Source organism: Bradyrhizobium sp. WBOS07 (assembly GCF_024585165.1).
Lineage (GTDB): Bacteria > Pseudomonadota > Alphaproteobacteria > Rhizobiales > Xanthobacteraceae > Bradyrhizobium > Bradyrhizobium japonicum_B.
The window spans coordinates 2,405,209-2,420,643 of the sequence record NZ_CP029008.1 but is presented as its reverse complement, the minus strand read 5'-3'; the positions used below and the strand labels follow the sequence as shown (position 1 = coordinate 2,420,643).

The following is a 15,435-nucleotide window of genomic DNA, read 5'->3' as shown; positions in this document are numbered from 1 at the left end:
AAATATTCCACTTTACCGAAATTCGGTTTTGACGTATGTGTCGCCCATCCCGGCTCAACCATGAGGGGCGATCTCGAGGTCGTCTTGATCGCGAGCCGGGCTTGCGGTGGACGCGGCAGCGTCGGCACGAGAGGTGCGGGCAGGGCGGGTAGTCCCTGTGAGTCCGTAACCGCGTGCGGACGAACGGCGCTGCTAGGCTTCGTCTCGCCTGTAAGTTTCGCAGCTTTGTCGACAGGGCTGGAAATACTGCGGCGACATGGCGGGCCGTGCGTACGGCAAAACCGTGTGGTCCTGGCCGTCGTTGCTACGGTCAAGCCGGATCGAAGATGCGCGCGAGCCCAACCGGGCGGACGGCATCGCCAATTCGAACGGCGAGGGAGGCCAGAAGGAAAGTTCGGCTCCCGGGAGAGCACGGCATAAGCCGTCCGACCATCGCGCAGGGAAGGCCGAGTGATCGGCACCACCTGTATGCTGCTGTGCGGTTCTTCTGCGTGTGCATTTTGCGCAGCGGACCGCGGGTGCGTTGTCAGCACCCGGCCTTCCCTGCACCCTCTTGGATTTGAGGGTGGCGACGGCGACGCAAGCAAAGCTCGGGCGAATTTGAGCCGCGAGGCCGGCGAGTCATGTCTGTCACCACACACGCGCTGTCATCGCCCGCGAAAGCGGGCGATCCAGTATTCCAGAGACGCCAGAGATCAATCCGAGAAGCCGCGGCGTACTGGATTCCCCGCCTTCGCGGGGAATGACAGTGGTGATTGGAGGACCAGCTCGCTCTAGTGCCCCGGACGCCGCGCAGCGTCCCCGGCGATGCGAAGCATCGTCCGGTACGGTGCGCTGCAGAGCCGGGGCCCATGTCGCGGCATGGGACCGTGTCGCTCTGGGTCCCGGCTCTGCGCCGCAACGCTTGCGCGTTGCGGCTTGTCCGGGACACGGCGGAGCGATAGAGGCGACTCACTTTGTGTCTGTTTCTGTCATTCGGCGCCACGCTGGCGCGCTTCCGAGTTTTGAAATCAGAGATTGTGGATTGGCTTGCTCGCGAGGTATCCAAGTATGCCGACCCGTGTCTTCCCGGTAACGATTGTGCCGTCTACGCAACACTCATTCCGGATTTAACCGTCATCGCCGGTGGTTCGCATCACCGCCGCTTTTTGGCCACACCCGAACATGAATAAAATCACTCTAAGTTTTTGAAGGGCAGCGGCGGTCCTAAGGGGCGCCGGAAAATCCCAAGGTCGATTCAAATCTTGGCTCTGATTTTTCGGGTCTGAAAGGGTCGACCGGGGAAACTGGTTTGCGATGGGCGCGAAGTTCGACAAGCAGAAGCTGCCGAGCCGTCACGTGACGGAAGGCCCCGCGCGCGCGCCGCACCGGTCCTATTTCTACGCCATGGGTCTGACCACCGAGCAGATCCACCAGCCCTTCGTCGGCGTCGCGTCCTGCTGGAACGAGGCTGCGCCCTGCAACATCGCGCTGATGCGCCAGGCCCAGGCGGTGAAGAAGGGCGTGGCGTCGGCCGGCGGCACCCCGCGCGAGTTCTGCACCATCACCGTCACCGACGGCATCGCCATGGGCCACGACGGCATGCGCTCGTCGCTGCCGTCGCGCGAATGCATCGCCGATTCCGTCGAGCTCACCGTTCGCGGCCATGCCTATGACGCCCTGGTCGGCCTCGCCGGCTGCGACAAGTCGCTGCCCGGCATGATGATGGCGATGGTCCGCCTCAACGTGCCCTCGATCTTTATCTATGGCGGCTCGATCCTGCCCGGCACGTTCCGTGGGCAGCAAGTCACCGTGCAGGACATGTTTGAGGCCGTCGGCAAGCACTCGGTCGGGGCCATGTCGGACGAGGACCTCGACGAGATCGAGCGCGTGGCGTGCCCCTCGGCGGGCGCCTGCGGCGCGCAGTTCACCGCCAACACCATGGCGACCGTCTCCGAGGCGATCGGCCTCGCCCTGCCTTACTCGGCCGGTGCCCCGGCACCGTATGAAATCCGCGACGCGTTCTGCATGACCGCGGGCGAGAAAATCATGGACCTGATCGCGTCCAACATCCGGCCGCGCGACATCGTCACCCGCAAGGCCCTGGAGAACGCAGCTGCCGTGGTCGCGGCCTCCGGCGGCTCGACCAATGCTGCGCTGCACCTGCCGGCGATCGCGCATGAATGCGGCATCAAGTTCGACTTATTCGACGTCGCCGAAATCTTCAAAAAGACACCATATGTCGCGGATTTGAAGCCGGGCGGCCGTTATGTCGCCAAAGACATGTTTGAAGTAGGTGGCATACCGCTTCTGATGAAGACGCTGCTCGACAACGGCTTCCTGCACGGTGATTGCCTTACCGTCACGGGCCGCACGATCGCCGAAAACCTCAAGAGCGTGAAGTGGAATCCGCACCAGGACGTGGTGCACCCGGCAGACAAGCCCATCACCGTGACAGGCGGTGTGGTCGGTCTGAAGGGCAATTTGGCGCCAGAAGGTGCGATCGTGAAAGTCGCGGGAATGTCCAACCTCAGGTTCACCGGTCCGGCCAGGTGCTTCGACCGTGAGGAGGATGCGTTCGAGGCGGTCCAGAACCGCACCTACCGCGAAGGCGAAGTCATCGTGATCCGCTACGAGGGGCCCAAGGGCGGCCCCGGCATGCGGGAAATGCTCCAGACCACCGCGGCGCTGACCGGCCAGGGCATGGGCGGCAAGATCGCGCTCATCACCGACGGCCGCTTCTCCGGCGCCACCCGCGGCTTCTGCATCGGTCATGTCGGCCCGGAAGCCGCCATCGGTGGCCCGATCGGGCTGCTCGAGGACGGCGACATCATCGAGATCGACGCGGTCGCCGGTACCCTTAACGTAAAATTGAGCGACGCCGAGCTCGCCCAGCGCAAGACCAAATGGAGCGCTCGCGCGACTAACCACACGTCGGGTGCGCTCTGGAAGTATGCTCAGCAGGTTGGACCAGCGGTCGGGGGGGCAGTGACCCATCCGGGCGGCGCGCACGAGAAACAGTGCTATGCGGACATCTAGGCGTGCCATAGTTGCGTTTGTGTTGGGGGCTAGTGCGCTGGCCGCGCCGGCGCTTGCCTTCGACGGCGCTCCGGTCAACCCGAAGGACGCGACCATCCCGGTCGTGACCAACTTGCCGGGGACCGCTGCGACCGTGCGCGGCAAGATCGCGCCGGCGGCCGTGCCGCAGGAGACCTCTCTGAGTGCGCTGCAATATGCGGCGGAGGGCGGCCACCCCATCGCGCAGTGGAAGCTCGGCCGCATGTACGCCAACGGCGACGGCGTCGCCCAGGACGATCTGCGCGCGTTCGAATATTTCAGCCGGATCGCCAACGCCCATGCCGAGGACAGCCCGTCGGCGCCGCAGGCGCAGATCGTGGCCAACGCCTTCGTCGCGCTCGGCCGGTACTATCTCAGCGGCATCCCGAACTCGAAGATCAAGTCGGATCCAGAGCGGGCGCGGGAGATGTTCTCCTATGCGGCGTCCTATTTCGGCAATGCCGACGCGCAATACGATCTCGCCCGGCTCTACCTGAAGACGCCGGACGCCTCGCGCGAGGATTTCCGCTATGGCGCGCGCTGGCTCGGTCTCGCCGCGCAGAAGGGCCAGCACCAGGCGCAGGCGCTGCTCGGCCAGATGCTGTTCAACGGCGACCGTCTGCCGCGGCAGGCTGCCCGCGGCCTGATGTGGCTGACCCTGGCCCGTGACAGCGCGGGCATGGAAGAGACCTGGATCAAGGAAAGCTACAACCGCGCCTTCGCCAAGGCCTCCGACGACGACCGCGCCATGGCCCTGCAAATGCTGGAGCAGTGGGTGCAGGGGCGCAGGGAATAGTCACCTTGCGCTGTCATTCCGGGGCGGCTTGAGGAGCCGAACCCGGACGGCGCTAGTGACTAAGCCGCCTCGAGATCCAGATCCGCCCATACCGGCACGTGATCCGACGGCTTCTCCCAGCCGCGCACATAGCTGTCGATCCCGACATTGGCGAGCTTGTCGCTGGCCTGCGGCGACAGCAGCAGATGGTCGATCCGCAGGCCCTGGTTCTTCTGCCAGGCCCCGGCCTGGTAGTCCCAGAAGGTGTACAGCCCGCCCTCGTCGGTGACCGCCCGCAAGGCGTCGGTCAGGCCGAGGCCGAGCAGGGACTGGAAGCTCTCCCGCGTCTCGGTCTTGAACAGGGCGTCCTCGGTCCAGGCGGCCGGATTGTGCACGTCGCGGGCATGCGGGATGACGTTGAAGTCGCCGGCGAGGATCAGTGGCTCCTCGGTCTTGAGGCGCTCCTTCGAATAGTCAAGAAGCCGGGACATCCATTTGAGCTTGTAGGGATATTTCTCGGTCCCGACCGGGTTGCCGTTGGGCAGATAGAGGCAGGCGATGCGCAGCACGCCCGATTTGAGCGTCACCACGCCTTCGAGGAAGCGGGCGTGGGCGTCCTCGTCGTCGCCGGCGAGCCCCGACTTGGTCTCGTCGAAGCGGAGCTTCGAGAGCAGGGCGACGCCGTTGAAGGTCTTCTGCCCGTGCGTGACCACGTTGTAGCCGAGCGCCTCGATCTCCAGCCGCGGAAAGGCCTCGTCGACGCATTTGATCTCCTGGAGGCAGACGATGTCCGGCTGGCACTCCCTCAACCAGGTCAGCAGGAGGTCGATCCGCTGCCGGACCGAGTTCACGTTCCAGGTGGCTACTCTGATGGTCATGTCGGCGGGCTCCGGGCAGGGGCCATGGTTAGAACAAACTGCAAACGCGGCCGTCAAGGACGCCGCAAAATCTCCCACAAAATTAACCCGGCTTAAGCGGGCGGCAGGCCATTGATCGTCAACAGGTTCCTCGGATGGGCTGGCCGGACAAAGTCGATGAAGCGAGCTGCGCTGCGTGACGGGCTGATCGGCGCCTTCCTGTATTGGCTCGGCGGCTTCGAGATCGAGGACGGACTGACCGCCGGTCTCAGCGAGCGCGAGATCGGCCGCATCCGCGCTAAGCAGATCGATGCCGTGACGCGGCTGATCCCGGTGACGATGGCGGTGACGATGCTGAACGTCGCCATCGTGCTGATCCTGTTCTGGGGCCGCGGCTGGAACGACTTCCTCGCGATCTGGGGCCTGACGCTCGCCGCCACCGCCTCGCTCGCGGTGCGCTCCTGGCGGAAATCGCACCAGAACCCGCCGCAGGAGGCCTCGCCCCGCGCCGCGCGGCAGATGCTGCGGCAGGCCTTTTTCCTCGCCGCGATCTGGGGCGCGCTGCCGCTGGCGCTGTTCAGCCGCATCGAGCCGACCGGCCAGCTGATCCTGGCCTGCCTGATGGTCGGGATGATGTCCGGCGGCGCCTTCACGCTGTCGACCTTCCCGCGCGCCGGCCTCGTCTATCTCGCCACCATGACGGTCGCCTGCGCCGGCGCGCTGCTGCTGTGCGGCACCGGGCCCTACCTGGTGACGGCGGTGTTCCTGCTGCTGTTCGCATTCTTCATGGCGCGCAACATCGTCTCGCAGGGCAATCTCTTCCTCGGCAATCTCAAGGCCCAGCTCGAGCTGGAGCGGCAGACCGAGATCATCTCGCTGCTGCTGAAGGATTTTCAGGCGAACGCCAGCGACTGGCTGTGGCAGACCGATGCCGAGGGGCGCCTGGTCGATGTGCCCGACCGCTTTGCCGACGTCGCGCAAGTGCCGCTGCCGCTGCTGAAGGGATCGTATTTCGCCGACGTGCTCGACATGCTCTGCCCCGAGGACAAGAGCGCGGCCTACAACGTCGTCGGCCTGATGGAGCAGAACGAGCCGCTGCACGAGATGAACCTCAAGGTCGTCGCCGGCGGCGAGGCGCGGCTGTGGTCGCTGACGGCGAAGCCGGCCTATGACCGCGAGGGCCAGTTCCTCGGCTATCGCGGCTTCGGGCGCGACGTGACCGAGCGCTGGCGCGCGGAAAAGGCCGAGGCCGAGAGCCGTGCCAAGTCCGACTTCCTCGCGGTGATGAGCCACGAGATCCGCACCCCCATGAACGGCGTGCTCGGGCTTGCCAGCATGCTGCTCGAGACCAAGCTCGATCCGGAGCAGCGCGAGGCGGTCACCACGATCCGCGAATCCGGCGACAATCTCCAGCGCATCCTCAACGACATCCTCGATCTGTCCAAGCTCGAGGCCGGGCGCTTCCAGTTCGAGGCGATCGATTTCACCCCGCAGATGTTGGTCGAGACTGTCGCCAACGTCGCGCGCGCGAGCGTCAAGAGCAACGGCAAGAGCAAGGATTTGGCAATCAGGCTCGAGCTCGATCCGAACCTGCCGCCAACGCTGCGTGGCGACGTCGCGCGTATTCGCCAGGTGCTGCTCAACCTCGCATCGAACGCGGTGAAGTTCACCGACGAAGGCGAGGTGACGATCTCTGCGACCTGTCAGGCGCGCCGCGACCTGCTGGCGACCGTGGAATGGGCGGTGACCGACAGCGGCATCGGCATCGCGCCCGAAAAGCTCGGCCAGCTTTTCAGCGACTTCGCACAGGCCGATGCCTCGATCAGCCGCCGCTTCGGCGGCACCGGCCTCGGCCTGGCGATTTCCCGGCGCATCATCGAGCAGATGGGCGGCACCATCGGCGTCACATCGACGCCGGGGCAAGGCTCGACCTTCCGTTTCACGCTGGTGCTGCCCTGGAGCCAGGCGCAGGCATCTGGCCACGCGTCGGAGCGCGACGAGGCCGACGTGCTCAAGGCCCGCATCGCCGGCCTCGATCGGCCGCTCAAGGTGCTGGTCGCGGAGGACGATGCGGTCAACCGCATGGTCGTGAGCAAGATGCTAGGGGCCTTCGACGTCGAGCTGCGGGTCGTCACCGATGGCGCCGAGGCCGTCGCGGCGGCATCCGAGGGCAATTACGACGTCGTGCTGATGGACGTGCGCATGCCCGACATGGACGGGCTTGCCGCCACCCGTGCGATCCGCGCGCAGGGCGGGCGCTTCGCAAGCCTTCCGATCGTCGCGCTGACCGCGAACGCTTTCCCCGAGGATGTCAGGATCTGCCGCGAGGCCGGCATGTCGGACTTCCTCGCCAAGCCGCTGCGCAAGCCGGCGCTGGTCGCAGCCTTGTTGCGCGCGCTGGACGGCTACACGATGTCCGACGACGCGCCGCTCCAGCCGGATCTGATGCCGATGGAGACGGAGTGGACGGACGAGGAGAGGCAGGCGACCGGCGCGTAGCCAGTCAGACCGAGAAGCTGGTGCCGCAGCCGCAGGACGCGGTAGCGTTCGGATTGTTGACGCGGAACGAGGCGCCGATCAGGTCATCGACGAAGTCGACCTGCGATCCAGCCAGGAACGGCTGCGAGGCGGAATCGACCAGCACCACCGCATTGTCCTGCTCGATCACGAGATCGTCGTCGGTCCGGGCGCGATCGATGTCGAACTTGTACTGGAAGCCCGAGCAGCCGCCGCCCTCGACCGAGATGCGCAGCATCGCGCCAGAGCCTTCGCCCTTGAGGATCTCCCCGATCCGGCGTGCGGCGCGGTCGCTGATGGTCACGGCAGTGGTCATTGTCGGTCTCCGATCGTCCGGTCGTCCCGCGTCATATCCATTTCATTTGGTATCCCGCGTCCGGCATAGTTAAGTGCAAGGATACGCAGAATCAAATGGATAGGGACTAAATTCGTCGTGTCCGTCGGAATGGCAGCTCCCCGCGCGCCCTATGCCTGCGATCCCGATCGCAGCCGCGGCCGGCTGGTCGCGGAGCCGCCGAGCCGGACCCGCAGCCCGTTCCGGCGGGATTGCGACCGCGTGATCCATTCCACCGCGTTCCGCCGCCTGAAGTACAAGACCCAGGTGTTCGTGTTCCACGAGGGGGACCATTACCGCACGCGTCTGACCCATTCGCTGGAGGTGGCGCAGATCGCCCGCGCGTTGGCGCGGCAGCTTGGCCTCGACGAGGACCTCACCGAAACCCTGGCCCTTGCCCACGATCTCGGTCATCCCCCGTTCGGCCATGCCGGGGAGCGGGCGCTGGATGCCTGCCTGAAGCAGTTCGGCGGCTTCGACCACAATGCCCAGACGCTCCGCGTCGTCGCTTCGCTGGAGCACCGCTATCCCGAGTTCGACGGGCTCAACCTGACCTGGGAGTCGCTGGAGGGCATCGTCAAGCACAACGGTCCGCTGACCGATCGCAGCGGCGCGCCGGTCGGGCGCTATCGCGAGCACGGCATTCCCGTCGGCATCGCCGACTACGTCAGGACCTACGATCTCGAATTGTGGAGCTTCGCCTCGCTTGAGGCCCAGGTCGCCGCCATCGCCGACGACATCGCCTATGACGCCCACGACATCGACGATGGCCTGCGCGCCGGCCTGTTCCATCTCGACGATCTCAAGGTGATGCCGCTCACGGCGGAGATCATCGCCGAGACCTCCGCGCATTATCCCGACCTCGAAGACTTCAGGCGCGGCGCCGAGCTGGTGCGCGAGCTGATCTCGCATCTGATCGGGGCGGTATTCGCACAGGCGCAGAACAATCTCGCCGCGGTGAAGCCGCAATCGGCCCAGGACGTCCGCCAGCAGAGCCGGGCCCTGGTCGCGTTCCCAGCCGAGGTCGCGGAGGAAGAGGCCGCCATCAAGGCCTTCCTCTACCAGCACATGTACCGCCACAAGCGGGTGATGCGGGTGATGGGGGAGGCCGAGCAGATCCTGTTCGACCTGTTCGCGAAATACCTGCAATCCCCTGGCGAGCTGCCGCCGGAATGGCTGCTCGGGGCCGAGGCGGACAATGAGGGCGACCGGGCGCGCCGGATCGGCAATTTCATTGCTGGAATGACCGACCGTTTCGCCCTGACCGAGCACCAGCGGCTCTTTGACTCGACCCCGGATTTGCGTTAGGCGGCGGCCATGCCCGACACATCCTCATCCCTGCATCTGTTCGCCGACGTGCTCGCACGCGTGCACGCCGCCTGCCGCGCGCTTGCGAAGGACGCAGGCTGGCCCGAGGGCATCGATTTCGCGCGCGTGGTGGTCGAGCCGCCGCGCGATGCCACCCATGGCGACATGGCCACCAACGCCGCGATGGTGCTGGCGAAAGAGGCAAAGGCAAAGCCGCGCGACCTCGCCGAGCAGATCGCCGAGCGGCTGCGCGCCGACGCGCTGATCGCCAAGGTCGACGTCGCAGGTCCCGGCTTCATCAACCTGACCTTGAGGCCGGCCGCCTGGGCCGAGGCGCTGCGGACGATGCTGCGCGAGGCCGCCGATTACGGCCGCGTCCGCGGCGGCTCCAAGGTGAACGTCGAATACGTCTCGGCCAACCCGACCGGGCCGATGCATGTCGGCCATTGCCGCGGCGCCGTGTTCGGCGACGCACTGGCGAGCCTGCTCCAGTTCGCCGGCCACGACGTCACGCGCGAATATTACATCAACGACGCCGGCGCCCAGGTCGACGTGCTCGCGCGCTCCGCCTTCCTGCGCTATCGCGAGGCGCTCGGCGAGGACATCGGCGCGATCCCGGAAGGCCTCTATCCCGGCGACTACCTCAAGCCGGTCGGACAGGCGCTTGCGACGGAGCACGGCGACAAGCTCCTCGCGATGAGCGAGGCCGGGTGGCTGCCGACGGTCCGCGCCAAGGCGATCGCGATGATGATGGACGAGATCAAGGACGATCTCGCCGCCCTCAACATCCGCCACGACGTGTTCTTCTCGGAGCGCTCGCTGATCGAGGGCGGCAACAACAAGGTTGCCGAGACCATCGATTTCCTCAAGGCCAAGGGCGACATCTACGAAGGCCGTCTACCGCCGCCGAAGGGCGCCCCGGTCGAGGACTGGGAAGACCGTGAGCAGTTGCTGTTCAGGGCGACCGCTTACGGCGACGACGTCGATCGTCCGCTGATCAAGTCGGACAATTCCTATACCTACTTCGCCTCCGACATCGCCTACCACAAGAACAAGTTCGACCGTGGTTTTGCGGAGATGATCGACGTCTGGGGCGCCGATCATGGCGGCTACATCAAGCGCATGCAGGCGGCGGTGAAGGCGACGACGTCGGGCAAGGGCTCGCTCGACGTCAAGATCGTCCAGCTCGTCAAGCTGCTGCGCAATGGCGAGCCGGTCAAAATGTCGAAGCGGAGCGGGGACTTCGTCACCTTGCGTGAGGTGGTGGATGAAGTCGGTCAGGACGCCGTCCGTTTCATGATGCTCTATCGCAAGAACGATGCGGTGCTCGACTTCGACCTTGCCAAGGTCATGGAACAGTCGCGCGACAACCCGGTGTTCTACGTCCAGTACGGCCACGCCCGCGGCCACTCGATCTTCCGCAACGCGCGGGCCGAAGTGTTCCCGGAGCTTCCCGAGGCGACCGACGAACGAATCGCCTGGCTCAGTGAGTCGGCGGTGGAACGGTTATCGGATCCCGTCGAGCTTGAACTTCTCAAGCGCCTCGCAATATATCCTCGTATGCTCGAAGCCGCCGCAGCGGCCCACGAGCCGCACCGAATTGCCTTTTATCTCTATGATTTAGCCAGCGAATTTCATGCACTTTGGACGAAGGGGCGCGATTTGCCCTATTTACGCTTCATTATCAATAATGATGCAGTTTTAACAAAGGCGCGGCTGGCCATGGTCCAGGGCGTCGTCTCGGTTCTGGCATCGGGCCTCGCCATCCTCGGCGTCCATGCTCCGAACGAGATGCGGTAGTTTGGGGCGAACTACTTAAGGGGAATTCGGGGGTAACCGGCAGAAGCCGGATCGCTTAGACTTGGTTGAAAGCCTTGTGGGTCGAAAGCCGTGCCTTGGTCGAGGGGCGCGCGGCTTTCCCGAAGGGACGCATCATCACGATGGCCGAACGATATCAGGACAGACCGTTTCCTTCCGATGACTATGGTCGCGGTGGCGATCAGCATGGGAAGGCGGACAGCGATCCCTTGGCTGAACTCGCCCGCCTGATCGGACAGACCGATCCTTTCGCCGCGCAGGCGCGGCCCGGTGCGCGTCCGCCAGCAGTATCTTTGCCCGCGCAGAACTATCAGGACGACGACTACCGGCAGGACGATGATCGGCAGGACTATGCCGAGCCTGCACCGCCCGGACCGCCCTCATGGATGCGGCGCGCCAATGTGCAGCCGCAGCCGGCACCCGCGGAGCCCGACTATCCGGTCACCGTCAATCCGGTTCATCCGTTGCATCGCTATTCGGCCCCGCCCGCCGTGCCGGAGCCTGAACTTCGTCAGCCGCAAGCCTATCAAGATCACGCCTATCAGGATCACGCCCATCAGGGGCAGGCTTACCAGCCGCAGGATCAGGCCTACGAGCAGCAAGCGTATCAGCAGCCCGATCCGTCGCGCTACGACGACGCGCTCTATGGCCGGCTCGAGGCGGGCGAGCAGGACTATCAGCGTGAACCGGCCTATCCGGACGATCCTTACGCGTACCAGAGCGAGTATCCGGAGGAGGAGCTCGACGAGCCTAAGAAGCAGCGCGGCGGCATGATGACGGTCGCGGCCATCCTGGCGCTGGCCGTGGTCGGCACCGGCGCGGCCTTCGCCTACAAGACCTATATCGGCTCGTCCCGCAGCGGCGAGCCGCCGATCATCAAGGCGGACAACACCCCGACCAAGATCGTGCCCGCGCCGACGGATTCCTCGGCCAAGGTGCCGGATCGCATGGCGATCGGCGATGGCACCGAGAAGATCGTGCCGCGCGAAGAAGCGCCGGTGGACGTCAACGCCAAGGCAGGCGGTCCCCGCGTGGTGTTTCCGCCGCTGAACCAGAATGCGAACCCGCCATCGGTCGCGAGCGTGTCGCCGTCCGCAGTGCCCCCGCCGGGCGCAAGCAACGGCACGCTGCCGAACAATTCGCCGCGTCCGATCAGGACCGTCGCCGTGAAGGGCGATCAGACCGACAGCGCCGCGCCGCAATCGGCCGCCGCCAAGCCCGCGGCTGCGCCGAAGCCTGTTGCCGCGCCTGCACCGGTTGCGCCGCGCAATCCGCCGACGTCGGCCAATGCCAGCGCCAACCAGCCGATGTCGTTGGCTCCGCAATCGGCTCCGGCCGCCGAGCCGCCGCAGCGGATGGCGGCGACCACTCCGACCCAGATCGCGCCCGCCGGCAGCGGCGGTGGCTACATCGTGCAGGTCTCCTCGCAGCAGAGCGAGGAAAGCGCCGCCGCGTCCTATCGCGTGCTTCAGAGCAAGTATGGCAGCGTGCTCGGCTCGCGCTCGCCGGTGATCAAGCGCGTCGACTTGACCGACAAGGGGAAGGGCGTCGTCTACCGCGCCTTCGCCGGTCCCTACGCCTCGGCCGAGGAGGCGACGCAGGCCTGCAACAGCCTGAAGTCCGCCGGCCTGTCCGCCTGCTTCGTCCAGAGGAATTAACGGCCGTTTCCTTGACCCCCTCGCGGGTCAGGGTTAATCGGCCGTTATGAGCACGCGGGCCTTCATTACCGGCGTATCCGGAACGGAACTGACCGCCGTCGAGCGGGAGTTTATCCGCGAGCAGAGCCCATGGGGCTTCATCCTGTTCAAGCGCAATGTCGCCACACCAGCTCAAGTTGCTGCATTGGTTGCAGAATTGCGCAGCGCGGTCGGGGTTGCCGACGCGCCCGTCCTGATCGACCAGGAGGGCGGACGGGTGCAGCGGCTCGGTCCGCCGCACTGGCCGGTCTATCCGCCGGGCGCCGTGTTCTCGACCTTGTACGACACTGATTCGGCCCTCGGGCTCACGGCGGCGCGCCTGTCCGCGCGCTTGATTGCGGCTGATCTGGCCGATCTCGGCATTACCGTGGATTGCCTGCCGCTGGCCGACGTGCCGGTCGCGGGCGCCGATGCCGTCATCGGGAACCGGGCCTATGGCACCGAACCGGCCAAGGTCGCGGCGATCGCGCGCGCCGTCACCGAAGGGCTGGAGCAGGGCGGCGTGCTGCCGGTCCTCAAGCACATCCCCGGCCATGGCCGCGCCACCGCGGACACTCATTTCAAGCTGCCGACGGTGGATACGCCGAGGGACGAGCTGGAACGGACCGACTTCGCGGCATTCAAGCCGCTGTCGGACCTGCCGATGGCCATGACTGCACATGTTGTGTTTAGCGCGGTCGACCCCGCCCATCCGGCGACGACATCTGCGACAATGATTGCTGACGTGATTCGCGGCGCAATCGGGTTCCAGGGTTTGTTGATGAGTGATGACGTGTCGATGAACGCGCTGTCGGGGACTATCGCCGAACGGACCCGCGCTATCTTCGCGGCCGGCTGCGATGTGGCCCTGCATTGCAACGGCAATATTGAGGAGATGCGTGCGGTCGCCGGCCAGACGCCTGTGCTGTCGGGCCGGGCGCTGGAGCGGGCGAATGCCGCCCTCGGCGCGCGCAAGGCGCCGCAGCCGCTCGACCGTGAGGCCGCACGCGCTGAGCTGGACGCATTGATCGCACGGACAACCACGGCATCCGCATGACCGCAGAAATTCTATCCTTCGAGACCGGGCGGCCCGCAGAGCTTGCCGAGGGCGAGCCGGCGTTGGTGGTGGACGTCGAGGGCTATGAGGGCCCGCTCGACCTGCTGCTCGCGCTGGCGCGGCAGCAGAAGGTCGATCTCGCCAAGATCTCGATCCTGGCGCTGGCCGACCAATATCTCCATTTCATCGAAGCCGCGCGAAAGATCCGGCTCGAGCTTGCCGCCGATTATCTCGTCATGGCGGCGTGGCTCGCCTTTCTGAAGTCGCGCCTGCTGCTGCCGGAGCCGCCGAGCGCGGAGGGCCCGAGCGCCGAGCAGATGGCGACCGCGCTCGCCAACCGCCTGCGCCGGCTGGAGGCCATTCGCGAAGCCGCCAACCGGCTGATGAACAGGCCGCAATTGCAGCGCGACATCTTCCCGCGCGGCGAGCCCGAGCAGATCGCCGAGATCAGGCATCCGAAATACACCGCGACGCTGTACGACCTGCTCACCGCCTATGCCTCGCAGCGCCAATCGCGCGTGCTGGCGAGCGTGCATCTGGCCAAGCGCACGGTGTGGTCGCTCGCCGAAGCACGCGCCACGCTGGAGCGGCTGGTCGGCAGCCTCAACGAACAAGACGATTGGGGCGTGCTGGACGATTTTCTGGTCCGGCATGTCGCCGACCCCACCCAGCGCGCGACGGTGTTCGCCTCCAGCTTTGCTGCCGCGCTGGAACTGGTGCGCGAAGGTCAGCTGGAACTGAATCAGAAAGAGGCGTTTGCGCCCATCTATTTCCGGAAGGGGCGCCCGAAACCGGTCCCGGACGCAGCTCCTGCGCCTGATGCGCCGGTCGCTTAAGTGCAAGAAGGAGAATCTGCCATGGCAAGCCTGGCTGAAGTGCGGGTAGAAGAGGCCGAGCCGATGGAGAACGAATCCCAGGCACGTCCCGAGGAATTGCGGCTGCTGGAAGCGCTGCTGTTCGCTTCGAGTGAACCGCTGGACACTGCGACGCTGGCCAAGCGCATGCCCGAGGGCGTCGACGTCAAGGCCGCGCTGGAACAGCTCCAGGCCGACTATTCCTTGCGCGGGGTGAATCTCGTCCGCGTCGCCAACAAATGGACCTTCCGCACGGCCGGCGATCTCGCCTGGCTGATGACGCGGGAGAGCACCGAAACCCGGCGCCTGTCGCGGGCGGCGATCGAGGTGCTGGCGATCATCGCCTATCACCAACCTGTGACGCGCGCCGAGATCGAGGAAATCCGCGGCGTCGTCACCTCGAAGGGCACGCTCGACGTGCTGCTGGAGACCGGCTGGATCAAGCCGCGCGGCCGGCGCAAGACGCCCGGTCGTCCGCTGACCTTTGGAACCACCGAGGACTTCCTGTCGCAATTCACCCTGGAACAGCTCGGCGATCTGCCGGGGCTGGAGGAGCTGAAGGGCACGGGCCTGCTGGATTCGCGCCTGCCGACCGGATTCAGCGTGCCGACACCGTCCGACGATCCGACGCTGCGCGAGGACGAGGATCCGCTGGAACCGGGCGACGAGCTCGATCTGGCGCTGGCGCCAGCGGTCGAGCCCGAGACTGCGGAAACGGCTGCGGAAACGACCGCGGAAGCCGGCAATGAGGAACACGGCGAGGGCGGCAGCAAAGGCGGCGCCGAGGACTGACGTACCGTCCGCTGACGGGACCCTGCGACCGGTTAACACTAGCAAGATTACGTAGCGCTCACACCGAATTGCCGCTGCCTAGGTCCTTGTTTTTGCGACCTGCCGAGCCTAGGTTTCGGTGAAGATCGGCCGGGTCCCCGGCCATGCGCGTTTGGAGGGTTGCAGGATGGGTTCACTCAGCATTTGGCACTGGATCCTGGTGATCGCAGTGGTCCTGCTGCTGTTCGGCCGCGGGAAGATTTCGGACCTGATGGGCGACGTGGCGCAGGGCATCAAGGCCTTCAAGAAGGGCATGCAGGACGACGACAAGTCCCCCGAGAAGCCCGAGCCGGCCAAGTCCATCGAGCACAATGGTGCTCCGACCGCGGCGCGGACCGACGTCGGCAGCAAGGCCGTCTGAGCCGAGAGCAG

General features: G+C 65.8%; 12 protein-coding genes. 10 read left to right on the top strand and 2 right to left on the bottom strand.

Annotation, left to right across the window (positions count from 1 at the left end):
* Positions 1-1,296: 1,296 nt before the first annotated feature.
* Together ilvD and DCM79_RS11405 are read left to right on the top strand one after the other, a co-directional pair.
* Positions 1,297-3,018, top strand: coding sequence for a dihydroxy-acid dehydratase (gene ilvD, locus DCM79_RS11410; RefSeq protein ID WP_257179926.1), 1,722 nt, complete (start codon positions 1,297-1,299; stop codon positions 3,016-3,018).
* On the top strand, positions 3,005-3,832 hold the full coding sequence (locus DCM79_RS11405; protein WP_257179925.1) for a tetratricopeptide repeat protein: 828 nt from the start codon (positions 3,005-3,007) through the stop codon (positions 3,830-3,832). Before ilvD ends, DCM79_RS11405 begins: the two co-directional genes overlap by 14 nt.
* A 59-nt stretch (positions 3,833-3,891) precedes the next feature.
* On the opposite strand, the gene xth is transcribed toward DCM79_RS11405, so the two are convergent.
* Entirely contained in the window at positions 3,892-4,689 is a 798-nt protein-coding gene (gene xth / locus DCM79_RS11400) for an exodeoxyribonuclease III (RefSeq protein ID WP_049820088.1), read from the bottom strand.
* A 156-nt stretch (positions 4,690-4,845) separates the two neighbouring features.
* Here xth and DCM79_RS11395 point away from each other — a divergent pair, with 156 nt between their 5' ends.
* Positions 4,846-7,167: an ATP-binding protein gene (locus DCM79_RS11395; RefSeq protein ID WP_257179924.1), complete on the top strand. Its 2,322-nt coding sequence runs from the start codon at positions 4,846-4,848 to the stop codon at positions 7,165-7,167.
* Between the two features lie 4 nt (positions 7,168-7,171).
* Here DCM79_RS11395 and erpA read toward each other — a convergent pair whose 3' ends face one another.
* Complete coding sequence (gene erpA / locus DCM79_RS11390) at positions 7,172-7,501, bottom strand: iron-sulfur cluster insertion protein ErpA (RefSeq protein WP_024342679.1); 330 nt, start codon at positions 7,499-7,501, stop codon at positions 7,172-7,174.
* Positions 7,502-7,630: 129 nt separating this feature from the next.
* On the opposite strand from erpA, the gene DCM79_RS11385 reads away from it, so the two are divergent.
* The 7 genes from DCM79_RS11385 (at position 7,631) to DCM79_RS11355 (ending at position 15,424) form a co-directional block, all read left to right on the top strand.
* Complete coding sequence (locus DCM79_RS11385) at positions 7,631-8,827, top strand: deoxyguanosinetriphosphate triphosphohydrolase (RefSeq protein WP_257179923.1); 1,197 nt, start codon at positions 7,631-7,633, stop codon at positions 8,825-8,827.
* Between the two features lie 9 nt (positions 8,828-8,836).
* Complete coding sequence (argS, locus tag DCM79_RS11380) at positions 8,837-10,627, top strand: arginine--tRNA ligase (protein WP_257179922.1); 1,791 nt, start codon at positions 8,837-8,839, stop codon at positions 10,625-10,627.
* Between the two features lie 140 nt (positions 10,628-10,767).
* The gene (locus DCM79_RS11375; protein WP_257179921.1) at positions 10,768-12,303 is read left to right on the top strand and encodes an SPOR domain-containing protein; all 1,536 of its coding nucleotides are present in this window, start codon (positions 10,768-10,770) and stop codon (positions 12,301-12,303) included.
* Positions 12,304-12,349: 46 nt separating this feature from the next.
* Positions 12,350-13,378 carry a beta-N-acetylhexosaminidase gene (gene nagZ / locus DCM79_RS11370; protein ID WP_257179920.1) on the top strand — a complete coding sequence of 343 codons (1,029 nt, stop codon included), beginning with the start codon at positions 12,350-12,352 and terminating at the stop codon, positions 13,376-13,378.
* Complete coding sequence (locus DCM79_RS11365; protein WP_257179919.1) at positions 13,375-14,214, top strand: ScpA family protein; 840 nt, start codon at positions 13,375-13,377, stop codon at positions 14,212-14,214. The genes nagZ and DCM79_RS11365 overlap by 4 nt, the downstream gene beginning before the upstream one ends.
* Before the next feature lie 21 nt (positions 14,215-14,235).
* Positions 14,236-15,024, top strand: coding sequence for an SMC-Scp complex subunit ScpB (gene scpB, locus DCM79_RS11360; RefSeq protein ID WP_257179918.1), 789 nt, complete (start codon positions 14,236-14,238; stop codon positions 15,022-15,024).
* Between the two features lie 166 nt (positions 15,025-15,190).
* Positions 15,191-15,424, top strand: a complete 234-nt coding sequence (locus tag DCM79_RS11355) for a twin-arginine translocase TatA/TatE family subunit (protein WP_257179917.1) — start codon at positions 15,191-15,193, stop codon at positions 15,422-15,424.
* Positions 15,425-15,435: the final 11 nt, after the last annotated feature.